This is a genomic window from Leucobacter faecis (assembly GCF_054456635.2).
Map to the genome: position 1 here is coordinate 21,000 of NZ_JBTJEP020000026.1, position 16,549 is coordinate 37,548.

The window sequence follows — 16,549 nt, forward strand, 5'->3', positions numbered from 1 at the left end:
CAGTCATGGAATTTGTTCATCTCAGTGCGTTAGAAGTAGGCGCGGGCACGTTCCCATTTGTCGGAGAAGGCTCGGTCGAGCACACAACCCCCGAGCGGCTGCAACGGGTCGTCGACCTCCTCGCTCCACCAGGCAGTATCGTGCTGCTCGTCGGTGAATCGGGCGCGGGTAAGCGCAGGCTCGCCCAAGACGCGGTCGAAACACTCTCGCAGCAGCTGGGACAAAGCGCGAGCCAAAGCGCGAGCGAGAGCGCAACGTCCCACCACGCACCCGACCAGCCTTCCCAAGCGCTCGAACTGATCTCGCTCATCGCCCCCTCAAACCCGCTGTCGACGATCGCCTCACACTTTGGGGTGCCAGAGACGCTCGGCCACTTTGCGGTGCACCTCGACGAAGACGACGAGCACAGTAGCGAGCGGTTCGCCGAGCAGCTCATCGACACAGTCACAGATATCGCGAATGACCCGGGCCGGGGCGATCCGGTGCTGCTTGTGCAGGGCATTGACCGATACTCGCCGCAGCTCACTTGCCTCATTGGCAGGGTGATGAACATCACCGGCGTGCGCCTTATCGCCACGGCCCACGGGCTCAGCGGGGCGGCCGCGCACCTATCGAGTGACGCGCGTGCCCACGTGGTCACCGTCGCGCCACTCACGATGCAGCAGAGCCACCGCTACTTGAACCGGCTGCTCGGTGTCGAACACATTGAGTATCACAGCCTGCGTAGGTGGTACCAGCTCACCGAAGGTAACGCCCTCTCGCTCATGCTGCTGGCGCTCGCCCTCGACCGCGAGGGGCACATCGGTCGCAGCCGCGGTGTGGGTTATGAACTGCCGGGCCCCGAGCTCGTGCCGCGCGAGATTTGGGACTATCTGCAAGAGCTGTGCAGCGATCAAGAACTGCGCACCCTCGAGCTGATCGCGCTCGTTGAGCCGGTCGGCGAGAGCAAGCTCGTGCGCGAAATTGACCCGGGAAGCCTCTCGCGGCTGCGCTCCCGCGGGCTTGTCAAAGAGCAGCATCAACACGGCCGGGGCACGCAGCTGAGTCTGAGCCACAAGCTGCTCGCGGCTGCAGTGCGCGAGCAAATGACGACCGAGCGAGCGAGCGCGATCAGCAGCAGACTGTTCGACGCGTTAAGCGAGAGCCTCAACGGACCCGCCGCGCACCGCCGCCACGACCTGCTCGTACGCCTGGTGCGCTTGGGGCTCGACGCGGGCAGGCCGCTGCCCGCTGAGTGGCTGTCTGAAACGCTCGACGAGCACGCCCACGTGCTCGAACCGAGCCTGCGGCTACGCACCGCTCGCGCCCTGCTCACCCACCCCGACGCCACGACGAACCAGTTTGCCGCAGCCACCCTGCAGCTCGTCACCACGGCGCGTGCCGCGGGCGAGTACGCGGTGCTCGAGCGCTCATGGGACGACGTGCGCGAGGCCCTCGACCGGCTGCGGCGCTCGGCGGGCGAATCCTCGATGCTCCGGATCAGGCTCGAGCTGCAGCTCATCGACCACTACGCGTTTGACCTGGGAGACCCACAGCGCGCGCTCGCACAGCTGGCCGACCTGGGCGAACGCGTCGCGGGCGACGGCGTGACAGCGGAGGGGAGCGACGCGAAGCTCGCAGCGGTGCGGGGCGCTCACGCGCTCCTGCTCGCGTCGCTCGGCAAGTTACGCGAAGCTGAAGACTATCTGCCGCACCCCGGTGCGGTGGCGTCGATGCGTGTGGAGTGGGAGCGCGGCAGCGCGAGGCTCGTATCGTCCCTGCTGCTGTGCCAGCGCGGCCAGTTCTCAGACGCGCTGCGCATCGCAGACCAGGCCAGTTCGTACGCGACGATCGGAGAAAAACCGCAGGCGGAGCTCGTGGAGGTGCTGCAGTTCAGTAGCTTCTTAACGTTCTGGGCGTGTGGTGCCGCAGAGGCCGCGCGATATCGGCTCGCGCTGATGCTCGAAGAAGCACAGCACGACACCGCGTTTACCGGGCTCGCAGAGGTTGCCGCGGCCCTCATGAGTCTCGCCGACGGCAAGTGGCGGCTCGCCGCGCAGCGCGGCGAACGCGTAGTTGACCGGCTCACCCGCCATGACCCACACGGCCTGCTCAGCCTCGGGCTTGCCGCCCACTCCCTAGCGCTTGCCGCCCTCGGTGAGAAAGAAGAGAGTCGCCGAGCGATTCGTTCAGCCGAGGTGCACCGGCCGGGGCCCGCCCAAACGGTTGCGGGCTTCGTGCGCGTTATGACGCTGCGCGCGCGGCAGTGGAACACCGACGACGGCGCCGCACAGTTTGGGTTGCAGCTCGCTGCGTGGGCGCGAGGCCAAGACCTCGCGACGGTCGAACTGCTCGCGCTGCACCAGGTCGCAGTCGCCGATCGAGACGAAGCCGTGCAGTACCTCACGCGCATCAGAGCGCTCGCCGCCGTGATCGAGCCGCCCATGTCGGCGGCGATACTCGCACACTGCGAAGACATCGCGGCGGGGGTCACCGCTTGGGAGAGCCCGTCGGCGCGCGCACTCACCGAGCTGGGCGTGTGGATGCCGCTGCCCGCCACCGACGAGCTCTCGGCACGCGAACGCGAGATCGCACTGTTCGCCGCCCTTGGATACTCAAGCCGTTGGATCGCCGAACAGTTTCACCTCTCGGTGCGCACCGTCGACACCCACCTGCGGCACGTGTTCACCAAGCTGCGGGTGGGTGGGCGCGACGAACTGCGGCAGTGGTTTCGCCGCGAACATCAAACCTGGTGAGCGTGTAAACATGCGTACCCGGGGTGGGCTGCACCCCGGGTGCGGGCCCCGTGCGAGGCCGGTGCGCGCGGCCGCTGCGTGACCCCTGCGTAAGAGTTGCGTATTTCGCCCTGGTTGGCACCACCGTCGCTCGTAGCCTGGCCTCATCAAACGCAAAGGCGCGACAGGGGACGATGACATGCTGGTGCAACGAGATTACGAGACCACGATGGCACCGCTTGCGGTCTCCCCTCGCACCTCGCCAACGCTCGAGCATCGCCGCCGCTGGGAGCGCCGCTTCCGCTGGAGCCTGCGCGTGAGCGACCACCTCGTGCTCGTGCTCGCCATCGCCATCGCTGCCGCGCTGCAGTGGCTCATCGCAGACATCACACCGCGCTCAGCGCTCGCCGCGGTCGTGCTGCTACTCGCGTGGAGCTTCTTTCTTGCCGGGATGCGCAGCCGTGAGACCCGCTGCCTCGGCTCTGGCGCGGTCGAATACCAGCGCGTCGCTCACGCGACCGGCCTCGCGTTCGGCGCGGTGGCCGTGTGGGCGCTCCTCGTCGGCTGGGCCGGCGACCGGGTACTGCTCTTTGGGGCACTGCCGCTCGGGCTCGCCGGGCTGCTGGTATCGCGCTGGGGCCTGCGCCGCTGGCTGCGCGCGCAGCGCCAAAACGGGCACTACTGCTCGCGGGTGCTCGTGGTCGGTGACCGACAAGATGTGGCCTACGCCGTCGAGTCTTTGAATGCCGAGGCGAGCGGGTTTCACGTGGTCGGCGCGATTCTTACGGGCGACGATGAGCAGCTGGCGCGCCCCATCGAGCGAGTCAAAGAGACGGCCGCGACGATCGCTGCCGACACCATCGTGATCGCCACGCAACCCGACGGCGACCCCGGATTCATACGTGAATTGAGCTGGCAGCTCGAGGGCGCCGCCGCCAACCTGCTGCTGTCAAACCGGGTCACCGACGTCGTTGGCCCGCGCATCTCGTTTCGCCCCGTCGACGGCATGCCGATGGTGCAGATCAAGATCCCGTCATACGAGGGCGGGCACTACCTGCTCAAACGCGGGCTCGACATCACTGTGTCGCTCGCCGCGCTCGCGGTGATCGCGGTCGCGACACCGTTCATCGCGCTCGCGATCAAGCTCGACTCCGCCGGGCCCGTGTTCTTCTCGCAACCGCGGGTGGGCAAGGACGGCGCGCTCTTCAAAATGTTTAAGTTTCGCACCATGGTGCCCGATGCTGAAGCGCGACTCAGCGCGCTTCAGGCCGCGAACGAAGGCTCCGGATCCCTGTTCAAGCTGCGCAACGACCCCCGGGTGACCCGGGTGGGGGCGCTGCTTCGGCGGCTCTCCATCGACGAACTGCCGCAGTTTTGGAACGTGTTGCGCGGCGACATGAGCGTCGTTGGCCCCAGGCCGCCGCTGCCGCGCGAGGTCACCACCTACGACGGCGAGGTGATGCGCCGGCTGTACGTGAAGCCCGGCATCACCGGCCCCTGGCAGGTGGGCGGCAGAAGTGACCTGTCGTGGGAGGACAGCGTGCGCCTCGACCTCAGCTACGTCGAGAACTGGTCGGTCATCAACGACATTCAGATCATCTGGCGCACCGCTCGCGTGGTCGCCTCGCACCAGGGGGCGTACTGATCATGCGACAGTTATCGAGCAGTAGCGCTTCCTCCCAAACTCCCGTCACCCCCGGCCAGTCACTCCCCCCTGTAGGTGACTTCCAGCCGGAGGTGGCGGGCCCCTTTACACAGCTGCCGGTGTGCGGCCCTGGCCTCGATGATACCCAGCGGCTAGAAGCAAGCAGGTGGGGCCATGTATGACACCAGCGTTATCGTATCGGCCGCCATGGGCGAAGAATCTTTACGGTCAGCGGTGCAGACGATACTGCGGGCGCCATGGGCGCAGCGCATGGAGATCGTGATTGTGGCAGAAGAAAACGTCATGGCCGAGGCAAAGCTGATGTGTGACATGGAGTGTTCCCCGCACACGATCCGGGTTGTACAGAACAAGTTTCAGCCCGGCAGGACAGGGGCCCGTCGTACCGGCATCCTTGCTTCGACAGCGTCGGTGGTCGCGTTCTATGACGACACCACCAATCAAGAACTCAATCGAGCCCGAGCGCTGCTTAGACATCATGCGTACAACCTACCGATGCGTGAGGCTCATGCAGGCTCATACACTAACGCCGAAGCGGCAGCGAAGCCGCGACAGACCCAGGGGGGATCATGATTCGTATTGGCTACGCAGCTGGCGCCTTCGACCTATTTCACGTGGGGCACCTGAACCTGCTGCGTCATGCGCGCAACCAGTGTGATTTTTTAATCGCAGGTGTTGTGAGTGATGAGATGCTACTCATCTCAAAAAACTGCGAGACGGTGATTCCGACCGAAGAGCGGGCTGAGATCGTGCGGCACATCGACTGTGTCGACCGCGTATACGTTGAACGGCAGCCAGACAAGCTCGCGACTTGGCGTGAGCTGAAGTTTACCCACTTTTTTAAGGGTGATGACTGGCGAGGAACACCCAAAGGTGACTTGCTTGAGCAGCGTTTTGCTCAGGTCGGCGTCGAGGTCGTGTATTTTCCGTACACCGCCCACACATCGAGCACGGTGCTGCGGCAAGCGCTTCACGCCCTCGAGAAGCCAGTCGCGAGCGATTCGTCGACCGCGAGTGTGCTGCGCATAGTCGAGGTGTGACATGCGTGGAATCATTCTTGCCGGAGGATCCGGCACGAGGCTCTGGCCTATCACCAGGGGCACATCGAAGCAATTGATGCCGGTGTACGACAAACCGATGGTGTTTTATCCACTTGCCACGCTCATGGCGGCGGGGGTGCGGGAAGTGCTTGTCATTACAACGCCCGAACACAACGCACAATTTCAAGCGCTACTTGGTGATGGGCAAGCGTGGGGAATGCGGTTTGAATACGCCGTACAGCCGTCACCAGACGGTCTGGCGCAAGCCTTTATTATCGGCGAAGAGTTCATTGCCGGCCACAGCGTGGCCCTGGTGCTAGGTGACAACCTATTTCACGGCACCGGGCTGGGCACCGCGCTGCAGCAGCACTCAGACATCGACGGTGCACGAATTTTCGCGTACCACGTTGCCAACCCGCGCGCATACGGCGTGGTCGAGTTCGATAGCGCAGGCAAGGCCCTGTCAATAGAAGAGAAACCCGAGTCTCCCAAGAGTCACTATGCAGTGCCCGGGCTGTATTTCTATGACGGAGATGTCGTGGAGATCGCGAAGGGCGTGCGTCCGAGTCCTCGCGGCGAACTTGAGATCACCTCAGTGAACGAACACTATCTGCGCGCCGGCAAATTGCACGTGCAGGTGCTCGAGCGAGGAACGGCGTGGCTTGACACAGGTACGTTCGTGTCGATGATGCAGGCAGCCGACTACGTGAGAGTGGTTGAGGAGCGACAGGGACTCAAAATCGGGTGTGTGGAGGAGCTCGCGTGGCGTAACGGGTGGATAGACGACGAGCAACTCGCAGGGCTCGCCGCCCCTCTAGTAAAGAGTGGTTATGGCGACTATCTGTTGGCCCTACTCGAGGTAGGTCGCTGATGTCTCGCGCGATTCTTGTCACCGGTGGCGCGGGATTCATCGGGTCAAACTTCGTACACTGCCTCGTCGCACGCACTGATGACACGGTGACGGTGCTCGACAAATTTACGTACGCGGGTAATGCGTCTTCGCTGGCCGACCTGCCTGCTGAACGCGTGCGCGTAGTGCGGGGGGACGTGTGTGATGCGGTTCTGGTTGATGATCTCGTAGCGAACACTGACGTCGTCGTGCACTTTGCCGCAGAGTCACACAACGATAACTCGCTCAGCAACCCCCACCCGTTCATCGACACGAACGTGGTTGGTACGTACACGCTCCTTGAATCCGTGCGTCGTCACGGCACGCGATACCACCACATTTCGACCGATGAAGTGTATGGAGAGCTTGCGCTCAACGACCCGAACCGTTTTACCGAGCAAACCGCTTACAGCCCTTCTTCGCCCTACAGCAGCACGAAAGCGGCAAGTGACCTGCTCGTGCGCGCGTGGACGCGGTCTTTTGGGGTGCGTGCGACGATCTCAAACTGTTCGAACAACTACGGGCCAAGACAGCACGTGGAAAAATTCATTCCAAGGCAAATCACCAATATTCTATGCGGTGACCGGCCCAAACTGTATGGCGCAGGCGCGAACGTGCGTGACTGGATTCATGCCGATGATCACTCGGTTGCGGTGCTGAACATTATTGAACGAGGTCGGATCGGTGAGACCTATCTCATCGGCGCCGATGGTGAACGTAGCAACCGAGACGTGCTCGAACTGATTCTGGCCGCGATGGGTGAACCCGCCGATTCGTATGAGATGGTCGCCGACAGGCCTGGCCACGACCTGCGTTACGCAATCGACAGTACGAAACTGCGAAAGGAACTTGGGTGGCAGCCCGCGTATGCCGATTTTGAAGACGGACTTCTCGCGACGATCGACTGGTACCGCGACAACGAGAACTGGTGGCGGCCGCAAAAGGACGCGACAGAGACCACGTACCGAACGTTGGGGCGATAACCATGAGCTTGCAAGCACTGGCCGTGCACGAAACCACCATCCCGGGCCTGCTTCTGCTCGACCTACCCGTGCACGGTGACAACCGGGGCTGGTTCAAAGAAAACTGGCAGCGCGAAAAGATGACTGCGCTGGGACTGCCTGACTTCAGGCCGGTACAAAACAACATCTCATACAATCTCCGCCGTGGCACCACTCGCGGAATTCACGCCGAACCCTGGGACAAATATGTGTCAGTGGCGACGGGGCGCATCTTTGGGGCCTGGGTAGATCTGAGAGCGGGGGCCACTTTTGGTGCCGTGTTTACGTCTGAACTTGACGAAGCGACGGCGGTCTTCGTGCCGCGCGGAGTTGGTAATGCGTACCAGACCCTCGAAGACAACACCTCGTATGTGTACTTGGTCAACGCCCACTGGTGTGCAGCGGCCGAGTACACATGCTTAAATCTCGCCGACGAGACTGTAGCAATCCAGTGGCCGATTCCGCTGGACGAGGCGGAACGGTCAACGCAAGACATGGCGCACCCCCGTTTCAACGCCGTGGTGCCCATGGAGCCCAAACGCACGCTCGTGTTGGGAGCCAATGGACAACTCGGCCGTGCACTGCAGCACGCTATGCCCTTCGCTGATTTTGCTGATCGTTCGAGAATCGATTTGTACAACGAAGAAACTCTCGACCGTGTGCACTGGAACGATTACGAGACGGTCGTGAATGCAGCGGCCTATACAGCGGTTGATGCGGCCGAGACGGTGCAGGGCAGAATCGACTGCTGGGATGCGAACGTGACAGGAATGGCGCGGCTCGTTGCACACACCATCACGCACAACATTACGCTCGTGCACATCTCGAGTGACTATGTGTTTGATGGTGCAAAGCACAGTGCTTATACCGAGCAAGATCCCGTTGCGCCGCTCGGAGTCTATGGGCAGTCCAAAGCAGCGGGAGATGCGCTCGTCGGGACCGTACCGCGCCACTACATTCTGCGCACGAGCTGGGTGGTCGGCGACGGTAACAATTTTGTGCGCACGATGGCCACACTCGCAGAACGAGGCGTAAGCCCGACCGTGGTCCAAGACCAGATCGGCCGGCTCAGCTTTGCCCGCGAACTGGCCGATGCCATCTGCCATGTGCTGCGCGAGCGCCCCGCGTACGGAATCTACAACCTCACCGGCGGAGGTCGTGCGACCTCGTGGGCAGATATTGCCCGTCGTGTATTTGAGCTGCTGGGGCATGATCCTGCGCGAGTTGTCGGAGTCAGCGCAGCAAACTATTTTGCGCAGAAAGCCTCAGCACCGCGACCGCGCAACAGTCTGCTCTCACTCGACAAAATCGAGGCCACGGGATTCGTGCCGCGTGACGCCGATGCGGCGTTGAAAGTGTATCTGGAAGAAGGGGCCGTGCTTCAGGCTGGGCCTTCGGGCTGAAACAGACACAGCGAAATTCTTTGGTTGTTCATGCTCTTTTGACGAACAGAAACGGTGGTCATAGTGTCGATAACAGTTCGAATACTTGGTACGCATGGTGTTCCCGCTGCGTATGGCGGGTTTGAAACTGCCGCAGAAAACATTGGGCTATACCTGCGAGACCGCGGGTGGGACGTCATTGTTTACTGCCAGGTGCCGGGACGCGGCGAGATATACGTCGACGAGTGGCGGGGGCTGCAACGTGTGCTCATTCCCGAGCCGCGTGAGGGCTGGATGGGTACGGTCTCGTTTGACCGCAAATCGATCAAGCACGCGATGGCTGCGCACACTGCCGGTGAGGTCTGGCTCACCTTTGGGTACAACACGGGTATCTTCAACGTTGTGCCGCGGCTGCGGGGCATTCCCAACGTCATCAACATGGACGGAATGGAATGGACGCGCAAGCGGTGGGGGATCTTGAAGCGAGGATTCTTGCTTACCAACGAGCGGTTCGCTGGCTGGGTGGGTGATGTTCTCATCGCCGACCACCCTGTCATCGCCTCCTATCTGCGCCGCCACTTTGGCCGCCGCCGTGTGCAGACAATTACGTACGGAGCCCATGAGGTCACGGAGGCGAGCACGACTCCGGTTACAGAGCTCGGCATCACTCCCGGTAACTATGGCATCGTCGTCTGTCGCCCGATTCCTGAAAATTCGGTGCTTGAAATTGTGCAGGCCTGGTCGCGTCGCAGGCGCGGCATGCAGCTTGTCGTTGTGGGGCCGTTCGGTATGGACGACCCGTACCATCGCGCAATACGACAAGCAGCATCTGATGAAGTGGTGTTTCCTGGCTCAATCTTTGCACCTGAGCGAATTCAAGCTCTGCGATTTCACGCGGCAATGTACCTGCACGGTCATACGGTGGGTGGCACAAACCCGTCGCTCGTCGAAGCAATGGCAGCGGGAAATCCCGTGGTGGCGCACGACAACGTATACAACACATGGGTGGCCGGGCCTCGAAACGCTTATTTCACAGCTGCCAAAGATTTGAGTGAAACGCTCGACAGCCTCTTGCAGCATCCAGACCGTTTGCACGCTATGGGAGTCGCGAGTCGAATGCGGTTTCTAGACGAGTTCACCTGGACAAAAATTGGTGGCGAGTATGAGCACGCGCTACGCACGGCGCTTGCGCGCCGACGGGTGCGTGACCGTGACCGTGACCGTGACCGTGACCGTGAAGTGAGGGGAGCAGGATCGTGACTAATGTTGCTGTGGTGGGGCTTGGGAAGATGGGGCTGTCCCACCTGTCGATGATTAATGCGCACCCAGACGTCAACCTTGTCGGGGTGTGTGACGCAACCGGCTACCTCCTTGACATCCTCGCAAAATATACGGGGGTGAACACGTATAAAGCCCTCGACACGATGCTCGACGAAACACAACCCGACGCGGTAGTCATCGCCACGCCTACACACTTGCACGCCGGAATGATCCGCAGCGTTCTTGAACGCGGGATCCACGTCTTCTGTGAGAAACCGCTGGTGCTCGACGCAACCGAAGGGCAAGAACTCACTGACTTGGCTGTATTGCGAGAAGTTGTGACACAGGTGGGGTACCACAACCGATTCGTGGGCGCGTTTCGTGAAGTGAAGCGCTTGCTCGATCTCGGTGCGCTCGGCAGAGTGAACTCTGCGCTTGCTGAGGCCTACGGGCCGGTCGTGCTGAAGCCATCGGGGCATACGTGGCGCAGTCAACGCGCCAAAGGGGGTGGATGCCTCTACGACTATGCAGCTCACCCGCTCAATCTCTTGACCTGGTATCTCGGCGAGCCAGACTCCGTCAGTGGCAGTCAGCTGACGAGCATTTTTTCGGCGAACATCGACGATGCCGTCGCGAGCACGCTGCACTACCCACACGGTACAGCGCAAATTGTCGCGAACTGGTCAGACGAATCACAGCGTAAAATGACGACCAAAATCACACTGTGGGGCGAGCACGGTCGCATTTACGCCGACAGACAAGAAATGCAGGTGTTCTTGCGTGAATCTGCACCGATTCCAGCGGGCTATCACCCGGGCTGGAATGTGCACTATACAACCGAGCTGACGCAAACTCCGTGGTTCTATCTGCGGGGTGAGGAATACAGTGCACAACTTGAGGCGTTCGTTCGCCGGGTACAGGTAGGTGCCACCGCAGGCACAAACGACTTCAGTTCGGCGGCAGCCACCGACCGTGTGATTTCGATGATCAGCGAAGATGCGTCACGCGAAAGTTCGCGGCTTCACACGGGAGAAATCACGCAGGTTACAGTCACGCCACCGCGGAGTCGTCTTGCAGCGGCTTTCAGCGCATTACGGGGAGGAAATTAGCCATGACCAGACCGAGTATGGATCGCCTGATTTTCGGCGACAACCAGTTCTTTGGTGTCAACCACATGTCAGAGGAAAAGGCTCGCGCCCAACAGATACAGTTCCAAGACCTCGACTCCATAATGAATGTGCTCGATAGCGCCCATGAAGAGGGCTTGCGAATGTTCATGTGCACGACGCACGATCGAGTATCTGAGATTGCCGATCAGATGCGGGCCAACCCGCTTAGATATGACGGAATGCAGTTTCTTCCTTGCCTGCCGTACGCGCACAAGTACGCCAATGCCGTGACCGACGATGGCTTTCTCGGCGCGGTGCGGCGATTCTTACCCGAAGAGGGGATGCTTGACACGCTCGCGCGCGGCACGAAGTCTTTCGCCAGGAAAGACATTGAAGGGATCACCACGCTGCTTATTGATGCCGAGCTCAAGATGTTCCAGGGGCTTCCAACGCCGGTGATCTGGTTACAGAACGTTGTGGTGGACCTGCTCTCGGGTCTCGGCTTCACAGAAGCGTTTCGTATCTTCGCAGACCACGTGCGCGAACGCTACAACGCGGAGCCAGGATTCATCACAATGAATCTGCCACGTCTTCTCGACGATCTCGACCGTGTCGGCATTGAGAATCCGCTCGTGTGCACCAACATCAACAAGCTGGGTTTTCGCATGTCGGGTGGTGTCGACGCTTACACCACAGCGATGCGGACGCGTCAGTTTAGAGCAGTCGCGATGTCAGTATTCGCAAGTGGCGCGATTCCTGCGCGAGAAGCGATTGAATGGGTGTGCGGGCTACCCAATCTTGAATCGATCGTGTTCGGCGCTTCGAAGCGTGAGCACATTGCGTCGACCGCGAGGCTTGTCAACGACTTCTGGCCAGCACACAGCGAGGTGTAACTGAGACGCCACGGTGCAGAGTCCAAACGGGGGCGTCTAGCGCACGAGCCGGGCGATCGCCTGCGACGCCTCGTGCAGCTTTTCTGCGGCCTGCGCGCCACCGTCTGCCGCGGCAGACGCGACGCAGTGGCGCAGGTGGTCGTCGAGCAGCGCCAACGCGACCCGCTCGAGCGCCTTCGTCGCGGCCGACACCTGCGTCAGAATGTCGATGCAGTACTCGTCGTTCTCGACCATGCGGTGCACACCGCGCACCTGGCCCTCGGCGCGGCGCAGCCGCTTCAGCAGCGCATCCTTGTGATCGATGTAACCGTGGCCGTCGTGCGCGTTCTGGGCCTGCTCGCCTGGCCCTTGCTCACCCTGCACGGGCGCAGTTCCTTCGGCGCAGCACGCGCCACCCGCACCTGTCGAAGCTTCACTCATGTTCAGAACCCTACACGCGTACGCCGTGCGCGCATCAAGCGGGTGATACCGCCGCCCAAAATAACGAACACGGCGACCCACACGGCCGCGTAGATGCCCCACTCGAGCCCCACGATGCGTTCGCCGATCAGCAGCGCCGCGATCATCAGTAGCGCCGGCTCGAGATAGCTCAAAAGCCCAAACACGCTCAGCGTCAACAGGCGCGACGCGACGATATACAGCACGAGCGCGCCACCCGCGAACGCGGTGTAGAGCGGCACCGACCACGCGAGCGTCGGGTTGACCGAAAGCGCGGTGCCCGTCGAAAGTTCTATACCAAGCAGCAACACCGCCAGCGGCACGAGCACAATAAACTCCCACAGCATGCCGCCGAGGTGCCCGGTGCCCAGCCACCGCCGCAGCACAAAGTAGGCGGGGTAGCCGAGCGCCACGAGCAGAGTCTCCCATGAGATGCCGCCCACGCGTACGATCTCGAAGACGACACCGGCGGCCGCGATGGCAGCGGCGAGCCACTGCCACCAGGCGAGCCTGTCGCGGTACAAGAACTTTCCGACCACAACGAGCACGAGCGGCAACAGAAAGTAGCCGAGCGCCACCTGCAGCCCGCGCCCGTTGAGCGGCGCCCACGCAAACACCCAGAGCTGCGCACCTATCAGCACCCCGCACACGATGATGCCCAAGATTACGAGCGGTTTGCGTCTAATTAGTTGCGCGACCGCCGAGAACAGATGCCACTGCCGCGCCATCACGAGCGCGAGCACGATGATGGGAATAGTGACGAGGTTGCGCACCGCCCAGATCGCGTCGGCGGGCGCGGGGTCGAGCCACGGGGTCAGAAAGTAGATGCCGCCAAAAGCGACCGATGAGCCGACCGATGCGAGCGTTCCGCGCGCATCCTGCGAGAGCGCGCGGATCATTCCTTAGAGGTCGATCGCGCCGATAATCTCGCCGTAGGGCGTCTCGCCTACCGGGATGAACCCGATATGCAAGAAGAACTCCTCGGGCCCGTCTTCACCGCGCTCCCAAAGCACAGTGAGGCGCTCGACGCCGCGTGTACGGGCTTCGTCGATCAAAGCGCTCACTGCGAAGGTACCAACGCCCTGGCCCTGCGCATCTGCATCGACGTTAATGCGCCATAGCGCCGCCCGAAACTCTTCTTGCGTTGCTTCGGCGTCGAAGTTGCCGTGAATGAAGCCGACCACGCGGCCGTCGCTGAGTACGACGCGCTGCCACGCGGTGTGGGCGGGTGTCACCGCGGCGGCTGCCGCGTAAGACACGGGCGTGATGAACTGCTCCTGGCCCGGCTTCAGGCCCAGGGTGTTCACTGCCACGATCGTTGCGGCCGACAGTTCTTCGAGACTCAGTGCGCTCATAACCCCAGGCTAGCGTGCGCAGCAAATCGCGCAAGTGTCACGCGCCCATTCTGACCGAATGTGTCGCTCCCGAGGCAGGTTTGGCGCGTAGGAGATGATCCGGAGCGCGCTTGCGTGTTACACCACTACGTCGTGTTGCGCTGAGCGAGCTTGCGTCGTCCTTCCGGTCATCCTGCGCGGAGCGAGCTTGCGAGCGTAGTCGCTGGATCCATAGTCTCTCACTCTCGGCAACTTCCGCGTACTTTCAACGAAAGATTGCGTCGGTGATCCTTGCTGCTATGGAATCATGCAACATCCGTTCAGGGCCGATTGAACGGCCTGGTGGCCCGGGTCGCGGAAGTTGACGCGCGTATGTGGGCAGTACGGGCCGAGCTGACGGTGCTGCTGGCCGACGCGCACGAGCTCGATTCAGGGAGTAGTTAGAACGGATTGTCCTGGGGCCTCCGTCCATAGCGGAAGTGTCGTCCAAGATTTAGGAAAGCCCATCGCGTTGCTGGGGGTATGTAGTAGCACGGTGGGGAATTTGCCCAGTACAGTCTTGAAAGATCTATGCCAGTTGCTACTTGGATCGTAGGACCTCATTGAGTAAGCGAGCACCGCAGCCCAGCCGTATATTTTGCGGCGGTCCACTACCTCAGAAAGATGCTGAATGTTGGCACCAACTACAGGCTTTGGAATCTGTGCGAGCTCTGAAATTATCTGACGGTTCCACAAACGATTGTGATGCGCACAGTGGTTGCGGACCACGTTCAAGCCTTGCAGCCAGCTTTGAAAAATTCGTCCGTCAGATACGCCAAACCTCTTTGCTATCAAGTTCTGATCACGCCGGTTCAGCAGCGAAAACAGTCGCGTCAGTGCCCCAAAATCAAAAGTCTCCACCGCAACCCATATGGCGATCTCTGAATCGTATTTAGAGATGAAATGCTGAATGTAATCTTCACCGCTTGCCCGCCTAATTAGCGAGTCATACGCCCCAAGCCAATGGTCGAATTTTGTTTCATACTTGTCTGCAAATTTTTTAGGAGGAGGTGAGTTACAAGCCTTTTGGTCTAGATGTTCCACTTCAAGGTGGGCGAAAGGTCCTCTTTTCCCCAAAACATGCACAATCTGGAACCGCAGACTCAGTTCCAACTGAGAGAGACCTTGAAAGAGCGTGGTTCTCAATTTCTCATCAAACTTCGCTAGCAGTACGGCGTCTGCGAGGCTTGCGGATTCCATGAACTGGTCTCCCCGGTACTGCCATTTCGTTTCTCGCGGGGTACCTATCGGTAATAGCTCCCGATATGGGTACAGGTATGCGGCTAGCCTGTAGTACCCGATGTCGTGTAGCGATTGCTTGGCGTCTCTCGAACTTCCGCAAGCCAATCCCCTGCTACTTAAGAGGTGGAGCTGGGCAGTTAGGTCAAGGTGCCTTTTTGTGTAGGGGACCGCCACACTGAGATCCAATCTATAAAAAGAAAACCGACCCTTACCTCAGAACTAGCTGAGGAAGAGGGGCCGGTGTATATGGTCTAAAGCGTACATTCAGCTACTCATCTACTCAAGTACCACGGCGCTCATGGGCGTGTCACAATGCTTGCGGACATGATCCCAACGAGGGTGATGTTTTCACCGTGCTCGAGCCGTCCGACGTGCAGGCTCTCGCCGAGGAGCACACGCGCAGGATGACGTTGAGTGAAGTGCAGGGTGACGTGGGTCTATGGGCGTGGGGCTTTACCGGATCGCAGCGAGCGCCGCGCCCGCCGCCGCGGCGGGTGACCCGGCGTCGAGCCGCTGCACCCTGGCCGAGAGGTTCAGTTGGGCGAGGAACGGGGAGCTTGCAGACCACGAGTCGAGCTGGCGAGCGACCGCGTCGAACAGGGGGTCGCCGAGGTTTCTTAAGCCCCCGCCGATCACGATTGCGCCGGGGTCGAGGGTGAGGCCCAGTAGCCGCACGCAGCCCGCGGTGCCGCGCACGAGATGCTCGAATGCCGCGATCGCCTCGCTGTCACCGGCCGCCACCGCGGGCAAGAGATTCTGTCCCGGATCGTCGCCCGCACCTGGCCAGAACCGCTTGAGGGCGGAGCCACTCGCGATGGTTTCGAGGCAGCCGAACTGGCCGCAGGGGCAGGGCCGGCCGAGGGGATCGATCGCGAGGTGTCCGATCTCGCCCGCGAGGTCTTGGTCGCCGCGCAGCGGATGTCCGTCGACGACGAAACCGGCGGCGAGGCCGGTGCCGAGGTTCAAGTAGGCGACCGTGCCATCGAGCTGCATCAGGTGTGCCGCGCCGATTGCGGCGGCCGTGACATCGTTGTCGACGGTGACGGGAATGCCGACGCGCGCTTGCAGCAGCGACGTGAGTGGCAGCGAAGTGATGCCGATGTTGTAGGCGTTGCGCACGAGGCCGCGCGCGCGGTCGATCTGGCCGGGAATACCGATGCCGATGGACGCGAAATCTTGGGGTTCACGGTCGGTTTGCGTTGCAAGTTCTGCCACAATCGCGGCAGCCGTGTCGATAATGCCGGCCTCGCCGGGCACGGTCGCGGTGCGCGTGTGGCCCGCAATGCCACCCTGCTCGTCGAGCGCGATGGCTTCGATCTTTGTGCCACCGATGTCCATTCCAATTCGCATCGTGTTGCTCATACGATCAAGCCCTTCGTCATGCTGCGCGAGTAGTGTTCGTTGGTCATGCTGCGCGAGCGAAGCGAGTCGCAGTATCCAGAGCAAAAGCTGACACCAGCTCAGACTCTGGATTCTGATTCTTCTATGTTTGTCAACTCGCCAGTCGAGGGGCGGCCGCGGCGTTCAACTGCCGAAACACTTGAC

Annotated in this window: 15 protein-coding genes; 10 read left to right on the forward strand and 5 right to left on the reverse strand. The window is 61.3% G+C overall.

Annotated features, from left to right (window positions below):
- Positions 1 to 5: 5 nt before the first annotated feature.
- From ACXR2T_RS14865 to ACXR2T_RS14910, 10 genes are all read left to right on the forward strand, one after another.
- Complete coding sequence (locus ACXR2T_RS14865; protein ID WP_458840258.1) at positions 6 to 2,735, forward strand: response regulator transcription factor; 2,730 nt, start codon at positions 6 to 8, stop codon at positions 2,733 to 2,735.
- 178 nt (positions 2,736 to 2,913) lie between these two features.
- Positions 2,914 to 4,359, forward strand: coding sequence for a sugar transferase (locus tag ACXR2T_RS14870; RefSeq protein WP_458840260.1), 1,446 nt, complete (start codon positions 2,914 to 2,916; stop codon positions 4,357 to 4,359).
- A 174-nt stretch (positions 4,360 to 4,533) separates the two neighbouring features.
- The gene (locus tag ACXR2T_RS14875) at positions 4,534 to 4,950 is read left to right on the forward strand and encodes a hypothetical protein (protein ID WP_458840262.1); all 417 of its coding nucleotides are present in this window, start codon (positions 4,534 to 4,536) and stop codon (positions 4,948 to 4,950) included.
- Positions 4,947 to 5,417, forward strand: a complete 471-nt coding sequence (locus ACXR2T_RS14880) for an FAD synthase family protein (protein WP_458840264.1) — start codon at positions 4,947 to 4,949, stop codon at positions 5,415 to 5,417. The genes ACXR2T_RS14875 and ACXR2T_RS14880 overlap by 4 nt, the downstream gene beginning before the upstream one ends.
- Before the next feature lies 1 nt (position 5,418).
- Positions 5,419 to 6,288: a glucose-1-phosphate thymidylyltransferase RfbA gene (rfbA, locus tag ACXR2T_RS14885; RefSeq protein WP_458840266.1), complete on the forward strand. Its 870-nt coding sequence runs from the start codon at positions 5,419 to 5,421 to the stop codon at positions 6,286 to 6,288.
- Positions 6,288 to 7,289 (forward strand): dTDP-glucose 4,6-dehydratase, encoded by a 1,002-nt coding sequence (gene rfbB, locus ACXR2T_RS14890; RefSeq protein WP_458840268.1) that lies wholly within the window; start codon positions 6,288 to 6,290, stop codon positions 7,287 to 7,289. The genes rfbA and rfbB overlap by 1 nt, the downstream gene beginning before the upstream one ends.
- A gap of 2 nt (positions 7,290 to 7,291) precedes the next feature.
- Positions 7,292 to 8,710, forward strand: coding sequence for a sugar nucleotide-binding protein (locus ACXR2T_RS14895; RefSeq protein WP_458840270.1), 1,419 nt, complete (start codon positions 7,292 to 7,294; stop codon positions 8,708 to 8,710).
- 63 nt (positions 8,711 to 8,773) lie between these two features.
- Entirely contained in the window at positions 8,774 to 9,949 is a 1,176-nt protein-coding gene (locus ACXR2T_RS14900) for a DUF1972 domain-containing protein (protein ID WP_458840271.1), read from the forward strand.
- Between the two features lie 14 nt (positions 9,950 to 9,963).
- Entirely contained in the window at positions 9,964 to 11,058 is a 1,095-nt protein-coding gene (locus ACXR2T_RS14905) for a Gfo/Idh/MocA family protein (protein WP_489945550.1), read from the forward strand.
- A gap of 2 nt (positions 11,059 to 11,060) precedes the next feature.
- Positions 11,061 to 11,951: a hypothetical protein gene (locus tag ACXR2T_RS14910; protein WP_458840275.1), complete on the forward strand. Its 891-nt coding sequence runs from the start codon at positions 11,061 to 11,063 to the stop codon at positions 11,949 to 11,951.
- Between the two features lie 36 nt (positions 11,952 to 11,987).
- Here ACXR2T_RS14910 and ACXR2T_RS14915 read toward each other — a convergent pair whose 3' ends face one another.
- The 5 genes from ACXR2T_RS14915 to ACXR2T_RS14935 all read right to left on the reverse strand — a co-directional run bounded on the left by ACXR2T_RS14915 (position 11,988) and on the right by ACXR2T_RS14935 (position 16,366).
- Positions 11,988 to 12,371, reverse strand: coding sequence for a metal-sensitive transcriptional regulator (locus tag ACXR2T_RS14915; RefSeq protein WP_458813031.1), 384 nt, complete (start codon positions 12,369 to 12,371; stop codon positions 11,988 to 11,990).
- Positions 12,372 to 12,373: 2 nt separating this feature from the next.
- The gene (gene rarD / locus ACXR2T_RS14920; RefSeq protein ID WP_458840276.1) at positions 12,374 to 13,288 is read right to left on the reverse strand and encodes an EamA family transporter RarD; all 915 of its coding nucleotides are present in this window, start codon (positions 13,286 to 13,288) and stop codon (positions 12,374 to 12,376) included.
- A 3-nt stretch (positions 13,289 to 13,291) separates the two neighbouring features.
- Positions 13,292 to 13,744 carry a GNAT family N-acetyltransferase gene (locus ACXR2T_RS14925; protein WP_458840278.1) on the reverse strand — a complete coding sequence of 151 codons (453 nt, stop codon included), beginning with the start codon at positions 13,742 to 13,744 and terminating at the stop codon, positions 13,292 to 13,294.
- A 408-nt stretch (positions 13,745 to 14,152) separates the two neighbouring features.
- Positions 14,153 to 15,178 (reverse strand): Abi family protein, encoded by a 1,026-nt coding sequence (locus ACXR2T_RS14930; protein ID WP_458840280.1) that lies wholly within the window; start codon positions 15,176 to 15,178, stop codon positions 14,153 to 14,155.
- A gap of 279 nt (positions 15,179 to 15,457) precedes the next feature.
- Complete coding sequence (locus ACXR2T_RS14935) at positions 15,458 to 16,366, reverse strand: ROK family protein (RefSeq protein WP_458840282.1); 909 nt, start codon at positions 16,364 to 16,366, stop codon at positions 15,458 to 15,460.
- Positions 16,367 to 16,549: the final 183 nt, after the last annotated feature.